At 49.2% G+C, this 21,665-nt stretch carries 20 protein-coding genes; 19 read left to right on the forward strand and 1 reads right to left on the reverse strand.

Annotation, left to right across the window (positions count from 1 at the left end; all coding sequences use genetic code 11):
* The 19 genes from KKC1_RS17335 to KKC1_RS03845 form a co-directional block, all read left to right on the forward strand.
* Positions 1-135: zinc ribbon domain-containing protein (locus tag KKC1_RS17335; RefSeq protein WP_143288666.1), on the forward strand; the 135-nt coding region annotated here is incomplete at its 5' end.
* Between the two features lie 291 nt (positions 136-426).
* Complete coding sequence (gene steA, locus KKC1_RS03760; RefSeq protein WP_088553175.1) at positions 427-1,554, forward strand: putative cytokinetic ring protein SteA; 1,128 nt, start codon at positions 427-429, stop codon at positions 1,552-1,554.
* Between the two features lie 17 nt (positions 1,555-1,571).
* Positions 1,572-2,243, forward strand: coding sequence for a glycosyltransferase family 2 protein (locus KKC1_RS03765; protein WP_088553176.1), 672 nt, complete (start codon positions 1,572-1,574; stop codon positions 2,241-2,243).
* A 10-nt stretch (positions 2,244-2,253) separates the two neighbouring features.
* Positions 2,254-3,060 carry a UDP-N-acetylmuramyl pentapeptide phosphotransferase gene (locus tag KKC1_RS03770; protein WP_238134186.1) on the forward strand — a complete coding sequence of 269 codons (807 nt, stop codon included), beginning with the start codon at positions 2,254-2,256 and terminating at the stop codon, positions 3,058-3,060.
* 136 nt (positions 3,061-3,196) lie between these two features.
* On the forward strand, positions 3,197-4,297 hold the full coding sequence (locus tag KKC1_RS03775; protein ID WP_088553178.1) for a DUF3866 family protein: 1,101 nt from the start codon (positions 3,197-3,199) through the stop codon (positions 4,295-4,297).
* Positions 4,298-4,496: 199 nt separating this feature from the next.
* On the forward strand, positions 4,497-5,063 hold the full coding sequence (locus tag KKC1_RS03780; protein ID WP_088553179.1) for an NUDIX hydrolase: 567 nt from the start codon (positions 4,497-4,499) through the stop codon (positions 5,061-5,063).
* Positions 5,050-5,748 (forward strand): hypothetical protein, encoded by a 699-nt coding sequence (locus KKC1_RS03785; protein WP_088553180.1) that lies wholly within the window; start codon positions 5,050-5,052, stop codon positions 5,746-5,748. Before KKC1_RS03780 ends, KKC1_RS03785 begins: the two co-directional genes overlap by 14 nt.
* 62 nt (positions 5,749-5,810) lie before the next feature.
* Positions 5,811-6,443, forward strand: a complete 633-nt coding sequence (gene spoIIM, locus KKC1_RS03790; protein WP_088553181.1) for a stage II sporulation protein M — start codon at positions 5,811-5,813, stop codon at positions 6,441-6,443.
* Positions 6,444-6,506: 63 nt separating this feature from the next.
* Positions 6,507-7,628 (forward strand): alanine dehydrogenase, encoded by a 1,122-nt coding sequence (ald, locus tag KKC1_RS03795; protein WP_088553182.1) that lies wholly within the window; start codon positions 6,507-6,509, stop codon positions 7,626-7,628.
* A 17-nt stretch (positions 7,629-7,645) separates the two neighbouring features.
* The gene (locus KKC1_RS03800; RefSeq protein ID WP_088553183.1) at positions 7,646-8,980 is read left to right on the forward strand and encodes an alanine/glycine:cation symporter family protein; all 1,335 of its coding nucleotides are present in this window, start codon (positions 7,646-7,648) and stop codon (positions 8,978-8,980) included.
* 80 nt (positions 8,981-9,060) lie between these two features.
* Positions 9,061-9,339, forward strand: coding sequence for a hypothetical protein (locus tag KKC1_RS03805; protein ID WP_088553184.1), 279 nt, complete (start codon positions 9,061-9,063; stop codon positions 9,337-9,339).
* 75 nt (positions 9,340-9,414) lie between these two features.
* Positions 9,415-10,302, forward strand: a complete 888-nt coding sequence (gene xerD / locus KKC1_RS03810) for a site-specific tyrosine recombinase XerD (protein ID WP_088553185.1) — start codon at positions 9,415-9,417, stop codon at positions 10,300-10,302.
* Between the two features lie 31 nt (positions 10,303-10,333).
* A complete protein-coding gene (locus tag KKC1_RS03815; RefSeq protein WP_088553186.1) occupies positions 10,334-11,527 on the forward strand; it encodes a phosphopentomutase in 1,194 nt (397 codons plus the stop codon).
* Positions 11,524-12,837, forward strand: coding sequence for a pyrimidine-nucleoside phosphorylase (locus KKC1_RS03820; RefSeq protein WP_088553187.1), 1,314 nt, complete (start codon positions 11,524-11,526; stop codon positions 12,835-12,837). The genes KKC1_RS03815 and KKC1_RS03820 overlap by 4 nt, the downstream gene beginning before the upstream one ends.
* A 108-nt stretch (positions 12,838-12,945) precedes the next feature.
* Positions 12,946-14,100: a D-alanyl-D-alanine carboxypeptidase family protein gene (locus KKC1_RS03825; protein WP_088553193.1), complete on the forward strand. Its 1,155-nt coding sequence runs from the start codon at positions 12,946-12,948 to the stop codon at positions 14,098-14,100.
* Positions 14,101-14,435: 335 nt separating this feature from the next.
* Positions 14,436-16,127 carry a carbon starvation CstA family protein gene (locus tag KKC1_RS03830; protein ID WP_088553188.1) on the forward strand — a complete coding sequence of 564 codons (1,692 nt, stop codon included), beginning with the start codon at positions 14,436-14,438 and terminating at the stop codon, positions 16,125-16,127.
* Between the two features lie 214 nt (positions 16,128-16,341).
* A complete protein-coding gene (locus KKC1_RS03835; protein ID WP_088553189.1) occupies positions 16,342-18,084 on the forward strand; it encodes a sensor histidine kinase in 1,743 nt (580 codons plus the stop codon).
* A gap of 57 nt (positions 18,085-18,141) precedes the next feature.
* Entirely contained in the window at positions 18,142-19,068 is a 927-nt protein-coding gene (locus KKC1_RS03840) for a LytR/AlgR family response regulator transcription factor (protein WP_088553190.1), read from the forward strand.
* A gap of 235 nt (positions 19,069-19,303) precedes the next feature.
* Entirely contained in the window at positions 19,304-20,728 is a 1,425-nt protein-coding gene (locus KKC1_RS03845) for a carbon starvation CstA family protein (protein ID WP_088553191.1), read from the forward strand.
* Positions 20,729-20,789: 61 nt separating this feature from the next.
* Here the strand turns inward: KKC1_RS03845 and KKC1_RS03850 are convergent, their stop codons facing one another.
* Positions 20,790-21,470: a 4Fe-4S binding protein gene (locus tag KKC1_RS03850; protein WP_088553192.1), complete on the reverse strand. Its 681-nt coding sequence runs from the start codon at positions 21,468-21,470 to the stop codon at positions 20,790-20,792.
* Positions 21,471-21,665: the final 195 nt, after the last annotated feature.

The raw sequence follows: 21,665 nt of genomic DNA on the forward strand, positions 1-21,665 counted from the left end.
TGCAGCGGATGCGGTTATGTTCTGCCGGACATAAAGCTGTCAACAAGATATTGGGTCTGTCCTGAATGCGGTATGTACCATGACCGGGACATAAATGCAGCCCAAAACCTTGTTAATTATCTAGAGACGGCATAAGTCTTAGTACCACGAGTTCCGCGGGAATTTACGCCTGTGGAGACCGGCTCTGCGGCGGAACAGTCTTTGGACTGGTCTACGAGCACCCGGTCGTGGAAGCAGGAAGCCTTGAGCAGAGATATTTTTCTATGAAAGGTGGAACGGATGAATAGGAGTTGCCAAATAATCAATCAAGACACCATGAGTGGCAAAATGCCACTCTTTTTCTTTATTTTTCCTGGTCACCTTCAGGCATGAGCGGAAAAGGGAAATCCCATACTAAAGATAAAAGCTTTTTGCGGGGTGGCCGTCTTGTATTTAAAGGGAAGGGCCCGGGTGGATAGAAAAACCAAAAATCTGATTAAGAGGTTGCAGCCGGGAGACATAGCTATTATTGATCATGAGGATTTGGACGAACTGGCCGCGGAATCCCTAATAGCGGCTCGGGTTAGGGCGGTGATCAACGCCAGCCCTTCTATTAGCGGGAAATATCCCAACCTGGGTCCTCTAAATTTGGTACAGGCAGGCATCCCATTGCTGGATCAAGTTGGATCTCAAGTGCTGGAAAAACTGCAGGAAGGGGATGAAGTAGAGATCAGGGGGAACTGTCTGTACGGACCCAATGGTTTTCTGGCGGAAGGTATCTGGTTGGACGAGCAAAAGATTCGAGACCGCCTGGAGGATACAAAAGAAAATTTTCAGCGGGAAATTGAACAGTTTGTACAAAATACTTTAGAATATGCCTGGAAGGAATTAGATATTATCACTGGCCGACTTCCTGTTCCTCCCTTGAAAGTCAGCTTCGCCCGCAGGCACAGTTTGATCGTAGTGCGGGGTCAAAACTATCGGGAGGACCTGCAGGCCATCAAGATTTATATCGAGGAAATGCGGCCCGTTCTCATCGGCGTGGACGGCGGCGCAGATGCTCTTTTAGAGTTCGGATATCGTCCGGATATCATTATCGGAGATATGGACAGTGTTAGTGATAGGGCGTTAAAATGCGGTGCTGAGCTGGTAGTGCACGCCTATCCCGACGGTCGGGCTCCAGGTCGGAAACGACTGGAACAACTGGGACTTCCTTTTGTCCTGCTTCCCTTTCCCGGTACCAGTGAAGACGTAGCCATGCTTCTGGCTTACGAGATGGGAACGGAATTAATCGTTGCGGTAGGTAGCCATTCCAACATTATCGATTTTCTGGAGAAAGGCCGGAAGGGAATGGCCAGCACTTTTTTGGCCCGCCTGAAAGTGGGGAGTATTCTGGTTGATGCTAAAGGAGTCAGCAAGTTGTACCGCCAGACCCTAAAGTTTCGTTATGTGATCGAGATTGTAATAGCCGCCCTCATTCCTTTTACCGTAGTTTTAATGGTCTCACCTGCGACTTACCAATTACTCCGCCTTCTTTTGTTGAAGCTGCGGTTTCTTTTTGCCCTCGCAAAATGAGGCGGAGGAGATAGTACATGAACCGTATTTCAATTGTAATTCCTGCTTATAATGAAGAGAAGAGAATAGCCGATACCATCCATGCCCTTCGCGACCTGCCGGATTTATACGAAGTACTCGTCGTAGATGACGCCTCCCGGGACGAGACGGCTCTTAGGGCAGAACGGGCCGGTGCCCGGGTAGTGACCTTGAAACGAAACCGGGGTAAGGGAGGGGCGTTAAATTACGGCCTTTCTTTGACCCGGGGAGAAATAATTGGCTTACTGGATGCGGACCTGGGAAACTCAGCCGGGGAAGTTCGCAAACTTCTGGAACCGGTAGTGGCCGGGAAAGCAGATATGACTATAGGAGTCTTACCACCCGCTCGCCGGAAGGCCGGCTTTGGTCTGGTACGAGGCTTAGCCCGCTGGGGCATCCGGTGTATGACCGGTTTCGAAGTATCTGCTCCCCTTTCCGGGCAAAGAGTGTTGACCCGCAGTCTGTTAGACAGGGTAATGCCTTTGGCCCCGCGCTTTGGAGTGGAGGTAGGTTTGACTATTGATGCGGCTCGCCTCGGGGCTCGCATAATGGAAGTTGAGGTTCTGATGTTTCATGAAGAAAGTGGTAGAGATTGGCAGGGATTTTATCACCGCGGAAAACAATTTTGGGATGTGACCTGGGTGTTGTTGCAGAAAATAATGAAGAGGTGAATTTTTGGGTGTGGGCTGGCTAGGGGTTTTATCGTTTATTATTACCTTCTTGATCTTACCGTCAGTTCTTCGTTTGGAGCGGGAAACAGGTCTGCTGGCGGATAATTACCGGGGAGAAAGCATTCCTTCGGCCGGTGGGCTGGGTATAATTTTGGGTTTCATGAGCGCCTTTTTTCTGGTTTCCTTATGGTGGCAGCCCGAAAATTCTGTTATGGTGATAGCAGTATCTTTCCTCTTAACTGGACTGGTTGGTTTTGTGGACGATGTAGCCGGAAATCGGGAAGTGCGGGGCCTGGCCGGTCACTTAGGACAGTTGTGGCGAAGGCGGCATTTGACTACCGGTGGGCTCAAAGCTCTGGTTGGAGGCGGGACAGCCTTCTATGCCTCTAAAGTGTTGTTTTCTGATTGGATGCAGGCCTTGTTTAGTGCTGCAGTTGTTGCTCTTTTGACCAATACGCTCAATTTGCTGGACTTGCGACCGGGCAGAAGCCTCAAATTCTTTTTTTTGTTAACCATCATTTTTGTCACGGCTTCCGGTATTAATTCTCTTACGGCGTTTCTCTTGGGAGTAGGCGGAGCGGCCCTGGCCTTTTTTCATTACGATTTGACGGGAAAGGCCATGCTGGGTGATACTGGCTCCAATGCTTTAGGAATGGTCCTCGGGTTGGCGGCCGCAGCTGTCCTTCCTCTGGGCGGCAGAATAATATTGCTGTTCTTGCTGGTCTGCCTTCACTGGTACACCGAAAAACACTCCCTCACTGCCCTGATTGAAAGAGTTCGCTGGTTGCGCCTATTAGACAACTTAGGCCGCCGATAATGGAGAAAGAATAGTTGGCTAAAGGAATCCAGTTTTTTTGGCGCGAAATGTCTTACCAGGTCAATTGGTTTTTTACTATTATCGTTTACTTTCCGGATGACTTTTTCGGCAAAATCATTTTCCGGAGGGGCGTTCGTTGATTAGTATTCGCCTGGGCAAGGTGCTGGAAATTATTGATCAACGGGAAGGTTGCACCGAGGTTAAAGTTATGGTGGATGACCGCGTGGAGCGGGCTATAAATTACGATTCCCTCACCGGTCCCGTAGCGGAAGGTGACGATGTGTATCTGAACATAACGGCGGTTCAGTTAGGGCTGGGAACCGGGGGCTACCATTTTGTCATGGCCAACTGTTCGCGGAGGGAATGGGAGGAGTCTTCGCCGGGACATATTATGAAACTTCGGTACACCCCAATGCAGTTGAAGGTTCTCGCGGTGGAGGAAGAGGCAAGCCCCCACCGGCAACAGATTGAGGAATTTGACAGCCTTTTTTCTACACCGGTGGTTATCGGTACTCTGCACAGTATGCTCCCTCCGGCTGCAGCAGCGATAAAGGCTGCCGGTAACTTTAATTTGAAAGTGGTCTACGTAATGACTGACGGGGCAGCTTTGCCGCTGGCCTTCAGCAAACTGGTGGCCCAGTTAACCCAACATAAACTCATTGATGGGACGGTAACCGTAGGGCACGCGTTTGGCGGTGATTTGGAGGCCGTGAACATTTACACCGGTCTGATTGCGGCCAAAAGAGTGCTGAAAGCTGACATAATCATCGTATCCATGGGGCCGGGAATAGTAGGAACCGGAACCCGATGGGGGTTTACCGGAATAGAGCAGGGAGAAATAATTAATGCAACATTTGTTCTAGGCGGGAGTCCGGTGGCTATACCTCGCATCAGTTTTACCGATCCCAGGAAGCGACACTACGGTTTGAGCCACCATACCATTGTCTCCTTGGCCCGGGTTGCCCTGCGACCGGCAGAAGTCCCCCTTCCCGAGGAAATGGACGACTGGAAAAGAGAGTATCTGGATCAACAGATTAAGAGTAATAAGCTACACTTAAAACACCGTTTTACCGTTGTCCGAGGCAGGGAAGGGTTAGAGTTGTTGAAACGGTTCGGGATCAAGGTGACTTCTATGGGAAGGACCGTAGAAGATGACCCTGATTTTTTCCTGGCAGCGGCGGCGGCGGGATTGCGGGCAACGCAATTAGTGGAGATGAGCTCGAATGAATTGGGTTAGGTCCTGGTATTGGAGAGCAATTTGCTTTAAAGTGTGACGAAGATCGCGCACCTTTCCTACCCAATATACCCGGTTACGAGTTACATACATTTTCACTGTTTCAACCCCCTGCATTTTCGTCGAAGCTCCTTCTTATAACTTATGCAGGGAGGGGAAAACTTACGCTTATAAATATTTAAATTTGCTGGGAGGGGACCCCATGAAGAACTTTTATGAGAAGACGGTGGAGAGCAACAAGATCTTCGAGGGAAGGGTGGTCAAACTCCGGGTGGATCGGGTGATTCTACCCAATGGGAAGGAAGCAACAAGAGAGGTAGTAGAGCATCCGGGAGCGGTTGCCGTAGTGGCATTGACCGACAAGGATGAAATAGTGATGGTGAGGCAGTTTCGCAAACCCGTAGAAGAAACTACTCTGGAAATACCGGCGGGAAAGCTGGAAGGAGGGGAAGATCCTCATTCCTGTGCTCGGCGGGAACTAGAGGAGGAAACCGGGCTGAAACCGAACCGGATCAAGCTGCTCATGGAATTTTATACCACGCCCGGTTTCAGTGATGAAAAAATGTATTTGTTCCTGGCCGAAGATTTGGAGGAGGTTCCTCCCCACCGTGATGACGATGAATTGGTGGAAGTGGAGAAATTGCCCTTGGGAAAGGCGGTAAATTGGGTCATGCAGGGAAAGATAAATGACGCCAAAACCATAATTGGTATTTTGGCGGTTGACTGCCTTCGCAGCAGGAAAGGAGGGCGGGGAGGTGGAGCGGGCTAATCCTCCCTCTCTCTGGGTAACGGCCAACGCCAGTGGAGCCGTTGAGGCAGCCCGTACGGGCAGGGTAGTGGTGGTTGTAGATGTGATAGACATGTCTACTACTTTGGAGACTGTTCTGGATGCCGGAGCGCTGGCCGTATTCGGGGCCAGTCCTGACGGTGCAGAGGCACCGGTTCCGGTTTTTCCCGAAAAAATAGGCTATGCTGCCGCTACTCTGGCAAGACAGCATGACACTGAGGTACTGGTGGTTGGCGAGCCTCGTTTGGGAACCGATACTGCCCGTTTGCAAAACGCTTCCCGCCTTATTGAGGGTATAGAAGCGGCTGGCGGTGTGGTCGCGGGCATAATTCCTAACTTGGGTGCGGACACGGGCCGGCTGGCAGACTTTAACGGAAGAGTTGTGGTGGCAGTTACCGCCAGCGGGGGCGTGGTATATGATGCGGCTTTCAATGCCGGAGGTGAAGTAATCACGGCTACCGTTGCCCGTACGTTGAAGAAAAAAGGGGTGGAACCGGCTTTGGCTGGGGCGCGAAGGGCTATTGAACTGGCCCGCAGGAGTGGTAAAGGGATTGCGGTGGTAGCTGCCAGCAGTAATTCCTGGGAAGATGTACTGGCGGCCCAGTTTATTGCCGGCTCCATTTTACAGGAAGGTTTTCTTCAGCTAGAAGGTTCAAGAAACGCCTGAGGTAATAAAAACTCCTCCCCGGCATAAATATTTACCAGACAGGCTGGGGGAGGAGAGCCATATTGATAAGGAAACTGAGAGGTAGGTTGGCTGAACACTTTCGGGCCAACTTGCTGCTTATGGGGATAATTACTCTTTGTTTCATAGGGGGAATTGTATATGGTTCCTTTACGGTAAGCAATTTAGCTCCAGTGGAGAAAGGAGAACTTCGGGAATATGTAGAAAGTTTTCTCAAGAGTTTCAAGGATATGAATGTTAATACCGCCCTCCTTGCCCGGAAGGCCGTTCTCATGAATTTGAAAACCCTTTTTTATATATGGTTTCTTGGGCTTACGGTAGTAGGCGTTCCCCTAATTCTTTTTACCGTATTCATGCGAGGATTTATTTTAGGATTTACCGTGGCCTTCCTGGTACGGGAACAGGCTGTAGCCGGGGTATTGTTGACCATATTATCCCTGCTGCCCCAGAATTTACTTTTTATTCCTTCACTGTTGGTGGGTGCGACGACGGCGTTATCTTTTTCTTTACTTCTGGTGCGGGGCAGGAGAGCCCGAGAAACTGTAGGGCTACCCCGACGGCTGGCTGTGTATACCGGTTTGATGTTGATATTGACTTCAGCAGGTTTTTTAGCCGGGCTTATCGAAGCCTATATTTCTCCGGCAGGTATTAAACTAATAAGTCTCTATTTGTTTTAAAAGAGCCTAAAGCATAATTCTCCCGGGCGGTAATCATACTAAGTCAGAGAAAGGATGAAGGTTATGATTATAGGAGTACCTAAAGAAATAAAGGAGAACGAAAACCGGGTGGCCTTAACTCCTGCCGGCGTGGAAACCCTTCGCTGGCACGGTCATAACGAGATTCTGGTAGAGGTGGGCGCTGGAGAGGGAAGTGGTTTTTCCGACGGGGACTACGAGACGGCGGGAGCCAAACTGATGTCGGCTGATGAGCTCTATGCCGGCGCGGACCTTATATTAAAAGTGAAAGAACCTCAGCCTTCCGAATATGAGCTTCTACGGGAGGGGCAAATTCTTTTTACTTACCTGCACCTGGCACGAGAACCGGAACTGACCAGGGTGCTGATGGAACGGAAAGTAACAGCTATTGCTTATGAAACTATCCAGCTTGAGGATGGTTCTTTACCTCTGCTGGCACCAATGAGCCAGGTGGCAGGCCGTATGGCCGTCCAGATGGGTGCCCGGCTTCTGGAAAAGGAGCAGGGCGGGAGAGGAGTACTCCTGGGCGGAGTTCCCGGAGTGGCCCCGGCGGACGTGGTTATAATAGGAGGAGGTACCGTAGGGACCAACGCCGCCAGAGTTGCTCTTGGTATGGGAGCCCAGGTCACTATTTTAGATATAAACCCTAAAAGGCTTCAGGAATTGGACAGCCTTTTCCAGGGGAGGGTAAAAACTATCATTGCCAACCGCCATAATTTAAGTTTTGCTGTAAGCTACGCCGACCTTTTAATCGGTGCGGTGCTGATTCCGGGAGCTAAAGCGCCCCGGGTTGTAACCGAAGAGATGGTTAAAAACATGAAAAAGGGAGCGGTTATTGTTGATGTGGCTGTTGATCAGGGGGGATGTATTGAGACTATAGACCGGGTGACTACCTTCAGTAATCCGGCTTATGAAAAATATGGAGTGGTTCATTGTGCTGTTGCAAACCTGCCGGGAGCCGTTCCCCGGACTTCTACTGTAGCTCTGACGAACGTTACCCTTCCCTATATCGTAGATATTTCCGTTAAAGGATTGAAAAGAGCTCTAGAGGAAGACCCGGCGCTCGCCAAGGGGGTAAATGTCATAAACGGAAAGATTGCTCATCCTGCCGTAGCCCAGGCTCTGGGCCTGGAGTACGTCCCCCTGCAGGAAGCACTTTTCTCTTAAATGGTGGAGAGAAATCCATGAACATCAGTGGCTTTGTAAAAATTGTCAGCGAGCAATATGTCTGGGGACCCCCTATGCTGGTACTACTGGTAGGAACCGGTCTCTTCCTCACTATACGCCTTCGTTTCCTTTCCTTGCGAAAGCTTCCCCACGCCTTGAGACTGGTTTTTACCAGGGGAGATTGGAAAGACCAAGGGGACATTACTCCCTTTCAGGCACTTACCACGGCCCTTTCAGCTACTGTTGGTACCGGCAATATTGCGGGAGTTGCCACTGCGATCGCGGCAGGCGGACCGGGCGCTGTGTTCTGGATGTGGGTTACCGCCCTGGTAGGTATGGCAACCAAGTACTCCGAAGCCGTCCTGGCTGTTAAATACCGGGAGCAGGACGAAAAAGGGGAAATGTCCGGCGGCCCCATGTACTACCTGGAAAAGGGATTAGGATGGAAGTGGTTAGGCGTCTCTTTTGCCATATTCGGAGCCGTGGCTGCCTTCGGGATCGGGAATACCGTACAATCCAACTCGGTAGCCGATGCCGTATATGACAGCTGGAAGATTCCTCCTTTGGTTACCGGAATGTTCCTGGCTGTTTTAACCGCTCTGGTTATCCTGGGCGGTATTAAAAGTATCGCCCGGGTAACCAGTTTTCTGGTTCCTCTCATGGCCGCCTTTTATATTATCGGGGGAATGGCTATTCTCATACTGAATGCGGCAAAGATTCCCGGCGCCCTGGCAACTATTGTCAGCGACGCTTTTACCGGGACAGCAGCCGTGGGTGGATTTGCAGGAGCGGGCGTTAGAATGGCCATTATCAAGGGAGTTTCGCGGGGAGTTTTTTCTAATGAAGCCGGTCTAGGCAGCGCCCCTATTGCCCATGCCGCCGCCAAAACCAGTTATCCGGCCCGTCAGGCCCTTATTGCGATGACGGGAACTTTTCTCGACACCATTGTTATTTGCACCGTTACCGCCCTAGCTATAATCACTACGGGGGTATGGCACAACGGGGGAACCGGGGCTCCGTTGACGGCTATGGCTTTTGACCAGGGGCTTCCCGGAAGGGGTGGTTTTATAGTAGCTTTAGGGTTGATCTTTTTTGCTTTTTCAACCATTTTAGGCTGGGCCTATTACGGAGAGAAATGTATCGAATATCTTTTGGGAGCTAAGGTTATCAGATATTATCGCTATCTTTGGGTTCTTGCGGTCCTGCTGGGAGCCAATCTAAAACTGGAGCTGGTGTGGAGTGTAGCCGACGTTATGAACGGATTAATGGCTCTACCTAATTTAATCGGCCTGTTGGGGCTTAGCGGTGTAGTTGTTGCCGAAACCAATCGTTTTTGGAAGGGGATGTTTTGATAAAAACACTTCTAAGCAAAACAGTAGCGGCATAAATATAGTACAAGATTTAGGCGAGCAGGTTGAAAGGGGGAACACGGGTGATCCTCATAACTATTACTAATCTGCGCCGCAAAGCCTTGACTCTCTTGCGGGCACTGGTGCTGGTTTTGGTACTGGGTCTGGTCATACCACAACTGGTGGACATAGTTACCGACTATTTTACGGCCAGGCATACCAGTACCGCTCCGCAAGCGGCACCGCCGGAAAAGGTGGAGCCATCCACAGGCATGCCGCAGGAAGAGCCCGAATGGTTGGAACAGTTCGTGAACAAGATGAAAGAATATTATCATGGAAACGACAGTTCCAAAGTAAATTAATCAGCAGGAATTTATTGGCCGGCGTTGAACCCTCTACCAAGGGGATATTTCCCGTCTTACGGGAGGTTGTTTTCTATGCAGTCTCTGGTAGAGGAGTTTCTTCATTATCTGGCCGTGGAAAGAGGCCTTTCGGAAAATACCCTGGCTTCTTACCATAACGATCTCCAGCAGTATGTTTACTACCTGGAAGAAGCCGGTGTACGCTCTTATCAGGAAACTACGCGAGGTTTATTGCTGAATTACTTATACCATCTGCAGAAAAACGGCATGTCTACTGCTACTGTATCGAGGCGGTTGGCTGCCTTGAGGTCTTTTTACCGTTTTCTTTTGGAGGAAGGGTTTATCGGCGAGGACCCGACTGCTGAATTAGAAACTCCTAAAAGGCCAAGAAAACTTCCCCAGGTCCTATCTCCTGGGGAAGTGAGTCTTTTGTTGAGACAGCCTGATTGTAGTCAGCCGGTCGGTCTCAGGGATAAAGCCATGCTCGAACTGCTATATGCCACCGGTCTGCGCGTTTCAGAACTGGTTTTCCTGGACATAAACCAGGTAAACCTGGACCTGGGGTTTGTCCGGTGTATGGGTAAAGGCTCCAAGGAGAGGATAGTACCAGTTGGAGAGGCGGCCGTTTACTACGTAGGAGAATACCTCCGCCGCGGCAGGAGAGAACTGGTCAACAATCCGGAAGAGAAATCTCTCTTCGTCAACTGCCACGGCAGGAGGCTTACCCGTCAGGGCTTCTGGAAGATCCTGAAAAAGTATGCTCGCCAAGCGGGGATAAAAAAGGAGATAACTCCTCATACTCTCCGACATTCCTTTGCCACTCATCTACTGGAAAATGGGGCGGACCTCCGTTCGGTGCAGGAGATGCTAGGTCATGCCGACATTACTACCACTCAGATTTATACCCAGTTGACTAAAGGGAAATTGCGCGAGGTTTACGATAAAACTCATCCCCGAGCCTGAAGGGTTAACTGAACAATATGGAGGCGGTGAGATGTTAGAGCGAGTAGTGCTGATAGTTCTGGACAGTGTAGGAGTGGGAGCCTTACCGGATGCCGACCGTTACGGTGACGAGGGCAGCAATACTCTCAAGCATATCGCCGAGGCGGTAGGGGGCCTTTCTTTACCTAACCTGCAGGAGTTTGGACTGGGGAATATCATCCACCTGCCCGGTGTACCGCCGGTAGATTTTCCGGTCGCTGCGTACGGTAAGATGGCCGAGCGTTCGGCGGGGAAAGATACCACTACCGGTCACTGGGAAATTGCCGGCCTGGTACTGGACAAGCCTTTCCCCACTTATCCCCAGGGGTTCCCATCCGATTTAATTTCTCGTTTTGAATCGGCGATTGGACGCAAAGTATTAGGAAATAAAGTAGCCTCGGGAACGGAGATAATCAAAGAGCTGGGAGAAGAGCACCTGCGCACCGGTTACCCGATTGTATACACTTCTGCCGACAGCGTATTTCAGGTGGCAGCCCACGAGGATATCATCCCCGTGGAGGAACTGTACCGGATATGTAAGATTGCCCGGGATATGCTGGTGGGAGAACACGCGGTGGGAAGGGTTATAGCCCGGCCTTTTATCGGAGAACCGGGCAATTTTCAACGCACCCCCCGACGGCATGATTTCTCGTTGGAGCCGGTCGGAAAGACGCTTTTGGATAACCTATACGAGAAGGGGTTTGAGGTTCTGGCTGTAGGTAAAGTCAGTGATATATTTGCCGGTCGCGGCATTACCCGCTCTTATCCTACCAAAAATAATAGTGATGGAATTGATAAAATTGTAGAAGCGCTTCAACAGCCCTTTAAAGGACTGATATTTGCTAACCTGGTGGATTTTGACATGGTTTACGGCCACCGGAACGATCCTGAAGGTTATGCCGGGGCTTTGGAAGAATTTGACCACCGCCTGCCGGAGATTTGTTCCTGTCTTAATGCTCGAGATATGCTGGTGATTACGGCTGACCACGGTTGTGACCCTACCACGGAAAGTACCGACCACTCCCGGGAGTACGTTCCTTTATTTTTCTGGGGTGACCGAATTAGAAAGGGAGTGGATCTGGGCACCCGTGACACTTTTGCCGACATTGCCGCCACTCTAGCGGACGTCTTCAGAGTGGAAAGACCTGCCAACGGTACCAGTATGGCGGATATAATATTGCTCTCGGAAGAGGAGGAGAACGGGTGAGGGCCTACGATGTTATTCTTAAGAAGCGGAATGGCGGGGAACTGACTTCCGAAGAAATCGGTTTCATGGTGAATGGCTACGTTGAAGACCGGATTCCAGATTACCAGATGTCCGCCCTGGCTATGGCCATCTATTTCCAGGGGCTTAACGAGCGAGAAACTACCGATTTAACTAGGTTTATGGTTGAATCTGGGGATCAGGTTGATTTGAGCGGAATTCAGGGCTTCAAGGCGGACAAGCACAGTACCGGAGGGGTCGGCGATAAAACCACTCTGGTTTTAGCCCCTCTGGTGGCGGCAGCAGGAGTTAAAGTGGCCAAAATGTCCGGCCGGGGTTTAGGACATACCGGCGGCACCCTGGACAAGTTGCAGTCAATTCCCGGCTTTTCCGTAGAGTTTACTCCTCAAGAGTTCGTTGATATAGTTAACCGAGTGGGAGTGGCTGTTGTAGGGCAAACAGGAAACCTGGTACCTGCCGACAAAAAGCTGTACGCTTTGCGAGACGTCACGGCAACGGTAGACAGCCTCCCTCTTATCGCCTCCAGTGTAATGTCTAAGAAAATTGCGGCCGGAGCCGATGCCATCCTTTTGGACGTAAAAGTAGGCAGCGGCGCTTTTATGAAGCGACTTGAAGATGCCGTCGCCTTGGCCCGCCTGATGGTAAATATCGGTTCTCGCCTGGGGCGCAATACCCGGGCGGTAATAACGAATATGGACCAGCCCTTGGGAAGGAGTGTAGGTAACGCCCTGGAAGTGAGAGAAGCCATTGAAACTCTTCAGGGTAGAGGGCCGGAGGACCTTACTGAACTATGCCTGATTTTAGGGGGACACATGCTTCACCAGGCAGGCCGGTGCAAGGTCCCGGAAGAGGGCAAAAAATACCTCGAAAAATTACTTGACCGGGGCGATGGTCTGGCCAAATTGAAAGAAATGATAGCTGCCCAGAAGGGTTTGCCTGAGGTAGTGCATAACCTGGAACTTTTGCCCCAAGCTCCCTGTCAAGAAGAATTCCGGTCACCGGCTGAAGGGGTGGTGGAGAAAATTAACGCCGAAGCTGTAGGCCTGGCCGCTATGATCCTGGGTGCCGGGCGGGAGACTAAAGAATCCTCTATTGACTTGAGCGCAGGAATTGTCCTGCATAAGAAAGTTGGAGATGCGGTGGCCAAAGATGAAGTGCTGGCCGTATTACATAGCAGCGAACGCTGGCGAATTGAGGCTGCTCGGGAGAAATTACGCGAGGCTTATATAATTTCTAATCAGGAGGTCAAGCCGCAACCCCTTATATATGAGGTTATAAGCGAGGAAAACTGAAAGCGGTTCCTGAAAAGTATTATCCCCCGATCTCTGCAGTTTTGGTATGGGAATAGTTTAAAACGACCATACTAAGAAGGGCACAACGTGGAGAAGGGGGAAATTTTTATGCGAAAGAGAATTGCGGTTGCCATACTGGTTGTATTGTTCCTACCTTTTCTGAATGTGGGTGTAGCGGCAGCTCAACTGGATATTGAGGCCAGAAGTGCTATCTTAATGGACGCGGCTTCCGGGAAAATTCTTTTTGAAAAGAATGCCCATGAGAAATGGTACCCCGCCAGCATGACCAAAATCATGACGTTGACTTTGGCCTTGGAAGCGGTAGAGGAAGGTAAGGTTAGCCTGCAAGATATGGTAATAGCCAGTGAGCATGCCTCCAGTTACGGGGGATCTCAAGTTTGGTTGGAACCGGGCGAAGAGTTTACCCTGGAAAAAATGCTTATCGGTATAGCCGTGGGTTCGGCCAATGACTGCTCGGTGGCTGTAGCCGAGTACATAGCCGGCTCGGAAGAAGCATTCGTGGAAATGATGAATCAACGGGCTCGAGAATTAGGCGCCCAAAACACTCATTTTGCCAATTCGCACGGCCTTCATGATGAAAACCATTATACCACGGCCTACGACATGGCCCAGATTGCACGCCATGCTCTTACTTTACCGAAGCTTAGAGAACTGGCGGCCATGAAGAGTTACCAGTTCCGCGGTGACCCTAAACCGCTGGTCCTTTGGAATTACAATAAACTTCTCTGGTGGTACCCAGGGGCCGACGGCATCAAGACGGGCTATACGAGTAAAGCCCGGTACAACCTTACTGCTACTGCCGAGAGAGACGGACTGCGGCTGATTGCTGTAGTCATGGGAGTGGATAAAAGAAACGGCCACTTTGCCGAAGCTATGAAGCTGTTCAACTACGGGTTTGCTCGTTACGGCTTCAAGAAATTCTACGAGGCGGGTGAACTGGTTACCAGTCTTCCTGTAAGCAAAGGCAGTCAGGATACATTGGACCTGTTGGCTAAAGATAAGATAGGAGTCATCATGCCCAAAGGAAAAGACGAAGGATTAAACCTTAAATTAGAGGTGCCGTCGATGGTTAACGCCCCCGTAGCGGAAGGACAGCAGGTAGGAGAAGCCGTTATCATGCAGGAGAATAAAGAACTGGCCAGATTTCCGTTGGTGGCGGCCCAGGCGGTCGAACGGGCCACGTTCTGGCGCCAGACAGGCAAGGTATTTAGCCAAGTCTTAACCATAGGGGACAAAAGATAAAAGTCCCTACGGCGGGTTATCTGGAAATAATAAAGAGAGAGTCTGTTTTCCATGCAGACTCTCTTTTTTCATATGCTTACGAGGTGGGTTTTTAGTAAGTGTGGTTGTCGACATAAAAGTGCGGGTAGGTCGAAAATTCAGAAATTTTGTGCTAATCAGAAGGAATTTCCAGGCGTATTATGGAATGATTTCTCATAAGTTTAATTAGGAGCCGGTTGTCCGGTCTCTGACCCGAAGCCGGGGTTTTTAGGGAGGGGGGGTGGTTGATGCAGATGTAAAGTAAATTAGAGGGCCGCGGGGTTTTGGGTAAAAAGTTCAAGAAGGGGGGAGAAACTGTGAACTCCTTAATAGTTGCTCTCGTTGCTTATGTCGGCTTTCTTATTGCCTACCGGCTGTATGGTACGTTTATCAGCGAGCGGATTTTTGGCTTGGATGCCAGTCGGAAGACTCCGGCCCATGAATTTAACGATGGAGTGGACTATGTTCCTACTAAACCGGAAATCCTATTCGGGCATCATTTTACTACTATTGCCGGTGCAGGACCGATTGTAGGACCGGCCATAGCTGTGATCTGGGGTTGGGTCCCGGCACTACTATGGATCTTTTTCGGTTCTATCTTTATGGGGGCTATTCATGACTTCGGCTCGCTGGTGATTTCCGCCCGGCACCAGGGTAAATCGGTCAGCCGGATTACCTCCGATCTCTTGGGACCGCGGGCAGGAACCTTATTCTTAATATTGACTGCCTTCGCCCTGTTAATCGTAATTGCTGTGTTCTGCCTGGTTATTGCCGTGTTGTTTGATATGTTCCCGCAGAGTGTGCTGCCCATCTGGGTTGAGGTACCTGTAGCCATTGCTATAGGTTACTGGATTTATAGAGGTTCCGGTAATCCCACTATAGCCGGAATTATAGCCATCATCATTTTGTACATCTTTGTAATTATCGGCGTTTATGTACCCCTGAAGATGCCTGGGTTTATTGCCGGTAATCCGATCATGACCTGGACCGTCATCTTGCTCATCTACGCTTACATTGCCTCGACTTTACCGGTATGGGTACTGCTCCAGCCGCGGGACTATATTAATTCCCATCAGTTATTTGTAGCCCTGGCTCTGCTATTCCTGGGATTGATAGTAGCTCACCCGCCTATCGTGGCCCCGGCTGTAAACACAAACATAGCCGATGCTCCGGCTTTTATTCCGTTTTTATTCATTACTATTGCCTGTGGTGCTATTTCAGGTTTTCACAGCATGGCTGCCTCAGGAACAACGGTAAAACAGTTAGATAAAGAAACGGACGCCAAGTTTGTAGGCTATGGCGCTATGCTGATGGAAGGGGCGCTGGCGGTCATGGTGGTTATGGCGGCCACGGCAGGCTTCGGCTCCGCTGCTGCGTGGACTGAACACTATGCCAGCTGGAAGGCTGCCAACGGCTTAGGCGCCAAAGTAGGGGCGTTTATTAACGGGGGCGCGACCTTTGTTTCCTCTATCGGCATTCCAGAGGCAGTAGCTGCCGGCATCCTGGCGGTCATGGTGGTGAGTTTTGCCGCTACCACACTGGATTCGGCTACCAGAATTCAACGGTACATCATTTCTGAGCTTGCCTCGTCCTATAACATCAATATTTTGTCCGGCCGTCACGGAGCTACTCTTCTCGCGGTGCTTACTGCCTTTATCCTGGCTTCATTTAATGGCGGTAAAGGCGGTCTTATCCTCTGGCCGCTGTTTGGTGCCAGCAATCAGCTAATGGCCGGCCTGGCCTTGCTGGTAATCAGTGTCTGGTTGATAAAGATTAAAAAGCCCAGTATTTATACTCTACTTCCCATGATTTTTGTGCTCGTCATGACCTCCTGGGCGATGGTAATCAATACTATAAACTTTTACCGGGCATCTAACTGGCTACTTTTTGTTTTAAGTTTGTTGATTATACTGCTGGAAATCTGGCTTATCTTGGAAGCCATCGGCGCTTTCCGTCGGGTTAAAACGGCGCCGGCCGTAGAGAGTGGCGGTACGACTGCATCCAAGTAATAATTATAGCCTACGAAGGTTAACCCGGAATGGAACACCGCTTTTCGGCGGTGTTTTTTTTGGGGACCTTATTGGTACTGGTAATGATAGACAATTACCTCATAGTAAACCTTATGTTATAATATGAGATGGACTTTGTACAAACTAACAGCCTGAATTTTAGGGCAAATTTTGACAGCAGGGATACAGTCAAGGGGAAGGAAGGTGCCAGAAAATGGACAACCTGTTTATAGTGTTAATTGAGCGGATGAGTGTTATAGCGATACTGGCTTTTTTGCTGACTCGGGCAGAGGTGTTCCGACGCCTTCTTCTCCGCCAGTCTACTGTAGTAGAGAAAATATTCTTTATCTTGTTTTTCGGTTTATTTGGGATTATTGGTACTTACACCGGGGTTCCTATTAAAGGAGCCATTGCCAACTCCCGGGTGATAGGTGCTGTTGCCGGAGGTCTTCTTGGTGGGCCGCTAGTCGGCTTGGGAGCTGGGCTGATTGCCGGACTCCATCGTTTTTCTTTGGGTGGGTTTACTGCCTTGGCTTGTGGGCTCTCGACTACCGTTGAAGGATTGATAGGTGGGTTATTTTCTTCTCAAAATCCTTGGAAGAATGTCAGCTGGAAAAAGGCTTTTGCGGTTGGGGTGCTATCTGAGACAATACAAATGGTAATTATTCTGGCTGTAGCGAAACCCTTCAGTGCCGCGTGGGATTTGGTGAGCATTATCGGGTTACCTATGATAGTGGTTAACTCTATAGGTTTAGCGATTTTTATGGTGATTGTACGCCTGGTTTATAGTGAACAGGACAGGATTGGGGCGATGCAGGCCCATAGGGCTCTGAAAATTGCCGACAAGACCTTGCCCTACTTGCGTCAGGGACTTAATGAGGAATCGGCGAAAAAAGTGGCGGAAATCATTTATCAAAGCACCGAATTAGGGGCAGTGGCCATAACCGACCGGTATAAAATTCTGGCCCATGTAGGTGCCGGAGAAGATCACCACCGGCCGGGTGAGCCGTTATTAACCGAGGCAACGCAAAACGCCATTGCTACCGGACAAATTCAAACGGCCAATAATGCTGAAGAGATCGGTTGCAGGCAACCCGGGTGTTCGTTACGTTCAGCGGTTATAGTTCCCTTGAAACGGCGGGAAGAAGTAATAGGGGCATTAAAACTTTACAAGCTTAAGGAGGGCGCTATAGGACGGGTGGAACGGGAGTTTGCCCACGGGCTGGCTCACCTGTTTTCCACCCAATTGGAACTTGCTCAATTGGAGTACCAGGCCCGGCTGGCAGCTGCTGCCGAAATTAAGGCGCTCCAGGCGCAGATCAATCCCCATTTTCTGTTTAATGCTCTTAATACCATTGTTTCTTACGTGCGGACGAATCCGGAAAACGCTCGCCGCCTGTTAATTCATTTGGGGGAGTTTTTCCGTAAGAATTTGGAACACTGTGGAGATTTTGTTACCTTGGAAAGGGAAATCGAACACATCAAAGCCTACCTGGCCATCGAGGAGGCCCGCTTTAAAGATGTGATTAAAATTGAGTATGATATAGTTCCGGAGCTGCTACAGGTTAAGCTCCCGGCTTTAATCCTGCAGCCGCTGGTAGAAAATGCTTTGAAGCACGGCCTTTTACCGCAAAAAGAGGGGGGACTGTTGCGCATTTCAGCCCGCAAGGTGGTTGAGAACGGTAGAGAGGAAATGCGAATAGTTATTGCTGATAATGGGGTGGGGATGAGTGCTGATAGGGTAAATTCGCTATTAAGAACTCAAAAAGCATCAGGATACCGGGTTTATAGCGGCGGCGCCGGTGTCGGGCTCACCAATGTCAACGAAAGACTGGTGAGTATTTACGGTCCAGAGTACGGTTTGAAAATAGACAGTGAGTTGGGCAAGGGAACTACGGTGAAAATTTCGGTTCCGCTTGATTTTGAACCAGAAAATCGGGCCTTGCTTACCGGTTAGTAAGGGAAAAAGGCAACGACAGCTGAGGAAGGAGATGCGTCCAGGAGGTGAAAAGGAGTGAGCAACCAAATCAAAACTATAATCGTAGATGACGAAGCACCGGCTCGCAGTGAATTGAGATTTCTGCTGGAGAAGTTTCCTGTTATTCAAATCCTTGGCGAGGCTTCTGGAGGAGAAGAGGCACTGAAGATGTGTGCTGATCTCGAACCCGACTTGGTCTTTCTAGATATTCAGATGCGAGATATGGATGGTTTGAAAGTGACAAGAGAACTTATGAAAAATGATAAGTTCCCATTAATTGTTTTTGCCACGGCCTACGACCGGTATGCCATCAAGGCCTTTGAAGTAAATGCGGTGGACTACCTGTTAAAACCGTTTTCAGAAGAACGGATTGCAAAAACGGTTGAGCGGGTACAAAAACAAGTGGCCGAACCAAATATTACTGAACTGTTGAATAGAGTCAACCAGTTGCTTCTTTCATTTGAGGGAAGGCTAGCTGATAATGGTGTAATTCCTGTGGATGAATTAGACCGGGCTAAGATAACGGTCTCTTCGCCGAAACCTGCGGGTGAGGCTGCGGGAGAGTCCAATACGATCTCTGAGCCTTCCGGGTCAGAATTGGGCCTGGGTAGGAATGATAGGCATCGTAAGTTAAGCAAATTAATTGGCGAAAAACGAGGTAAAATGATTCTTCTTGAACCGGAGGAACTGGTTCTTGCCACCGTGGAAGACAGGAATACGCTTTTGAAGACGCGGAATGAGGTTTATCAGAGCCGGTACAAACTTCATGAACTAGAAGAAAAGTTTGCTGACCGTCATTATTTCCGTACCCACCGGAGTTATCTGGTTAACCTAAACCAAATTAAAGAAGTAATTCCCTGGTTTAACAACACTTACAAGTTGGTCATGAATGACCAGGAAGAGACTGAGGTACCGGTAAGCCGCACTTTTGTAAAGGACTTGAAAGAAGCCTTGGGGTTGTAGTTGACCTTCGTCGCCAGTCGAGTTAGTCGACAGCTCGGCTGGCTTTTTTTATTACGGCAGGGATGAAGTTAAATGAAAATGATTTGCACATGAAAATATGCAGGTCAGGCATGACTTTATGCAAGTTAGGCAAAAATGCTTAGAAAAATCACAATAAAATTTATAATTTTTATTGACTTAACAAAATTGAACACTTGCCGGCAGTGTTCAATATTTAAATAAAGGAGGAATTTTTGTGGTTACCTTTTTTGCAGCCATAGCACTATTGATCGGTGGCTATTTCGTATACGGTGCCTTTGTAGAGAGAGTATTCGGGGTTGATGAGAACAGGGAAACACCGGCTCAAAAGATGCAGGACGGAGTGGATTATGTACCCCTGGATTGGAAGAAGAATAGCTTGATCCAATTGTTAAACATTGCCGGTTTAGGACCGATTTTCGGACCGATTGCCGGAGCATTGTGGGGTCCAGTTGCCTTCATTTGGATAGCTATCGGTGGTATTGTAGCCGGTGCAGTGCATGACTATTTCTCCGGAATGCTTTCCATGCGTAACAACGGGTCCAGTCTTCCGGAAACTGTGGGGACCTACCTTGGTTCGGGAATGAAAAAGTTTGTTAACATTTTTGCTATCGTGTTATTAATTTTGGTTGGAGCAGTATTTATGGCTGGCCCGGCAAAATTATTGGCCGCTTTGACGCCGGAAAGTATGAGCGTTAACGTTTGGTTGGCCGTTATCCTTGTATACTATTTCATTGCCACTATTTTGCCTATAGATAAGATCATTGGGCGGTTATACCCATTGTTTGGTGCCAGCCTGCTCATTATGGCCTTTGGAATCATGGGTGGGTTGTTAATTAAGGGATACCAGATCCCTGAGTTAACTTTCGCTAATTTACACCCCAAAGGTCTGCCGATCTGGCCGCTGATGTTTGTAACCATCGCCTGCGGGGCAATCAGCGGGTTCCACGCCACTCAATCGCCAATTATTGCCCGCTGCGTTCAAAATGAAAAACATGGACGAAGGATTTTCTACGGGGCGATGATTGCAGAATCAATTATTGCTATGATTTGGGCGGCTGCGGCAATGACCTTTTTCGGTGGTTCTGAGGGGTTGGCTGCCGTTTTGAGCAAGGGTGGCCCCGCCGGGGTGGTGAATGAAATCTCCAATTCCCTGCTGGGTGTAGTTGGCGGCCTCCTGGCAGTGCTTGGTGTAATTGTCCTGCCGATTACTTCCGGGGACACTGCTTTCCGGGCGACCCGGTTGATTATAGCGGAAATTTTCCGTTGGGACCAAAAATCAACCCTTAACCGGCTGAAAATAGCGTTGCCTCTGTTTGCGGTAGGATTTACACTCACCCAAATAGATTTTAGTATCCTGTGGCGTTATTTTGCTTGGTCCAACCAGACCATGGCCATGATTGTGCTGTGGGCTGCCGCTGTATACCTGGCTAAGAACGAGAGACTCCACTGGGTGGCCAGTTTACCGGCTACTTTCATGACCGCGGTAAGTGCGACCTACATTCTTCAGGCTCCGGAAGGTTTCAGCTTGCCGACCAGCATATCCTATCCTGTGGGAATTATAGTAGCCCTTCTGGTTATGGCTTTCTTCCTGTACAAGACAGGCAGCAGGATGAAGATGGCCGCTGAGGCACAGTCGTAGGATAAAGGAAAGAAACACGAATTTGTATTCTGAAAAAGCACCCCTTCTCGGGGTGCTTTTACTAACTTATGGACAATTCCTCGGTACCTAAATTGCGGGCACCTTTTTCCAGTTTTAGTGCCCCCACCGGACAGGAGGAGACGCAGATACCGCATTTTAAGCAATCGGGATGATCTACTACTCCACTAGTTTTGAAAGAATGAACCGGTATTCCAAAGGGGCATTTTTTGGCACAAACACCGCAGGACCGGCAGGTAGAGCTTAACCGGACAGAGAGTTTACTACCTTTGCTTAAAAGCATTGCAAGGCTACCCATGGGACAGATTTTACACCAGCTGCGTGGGCTGAAGAAAACCCCTAGAACAATTCCCGCGCCGGTGGTAATAAGAACCATTTTAAAAAGTACCTTACCTATACCGAATATATTTCCTCCGGTTAAATACATATTATAACTCATAAAAGCCATCAAGCCTGTAAACACAGTCCAGCGTACCTCAGGTCGTTGGAGTAATTGCGGAATTCTACGGTTCTTGGGTCCTATCCGTGTGAGCACTTGATCGAAGAAACTTCCCCGGGGGCAGAATCTGCCGCACCACATTCTACCTTTAACAGGTGCCGTTATTACAGGAGCAATCATGCATACTAAAGCAAGCAATCCAATTGCCGGATGGTAAAAAAGTCCTCCTAAGATAAAAAGTAAAAGTATGGGCCAATACCATTTGTTAAAACTGTTTCTTTTCATGACTGTTACCTCCTTCCATAGTTTGATTTAAGTGAATCTTTTAGCTACCCCCCAGGGGTATAATTGCAACACAACTACAATTATAATAACTATGATTTACGCTGTCAACATTTATTAGAATAAAAGCTATTTGCTTTGTAAAACATTTTGGGCATCTGGCAAGATAAGATTGGCAACGTTTCGAAGCAATTGAGT

Source organism: Calderihabitans maritimus (genome assembly GCF_002207765.1).
GTDB lineage: Bacteria > Bacillota > KKC1 > Calderihabitantales > Calderihabitantaceae > Calderihabitans > Calderihabitans maritimus.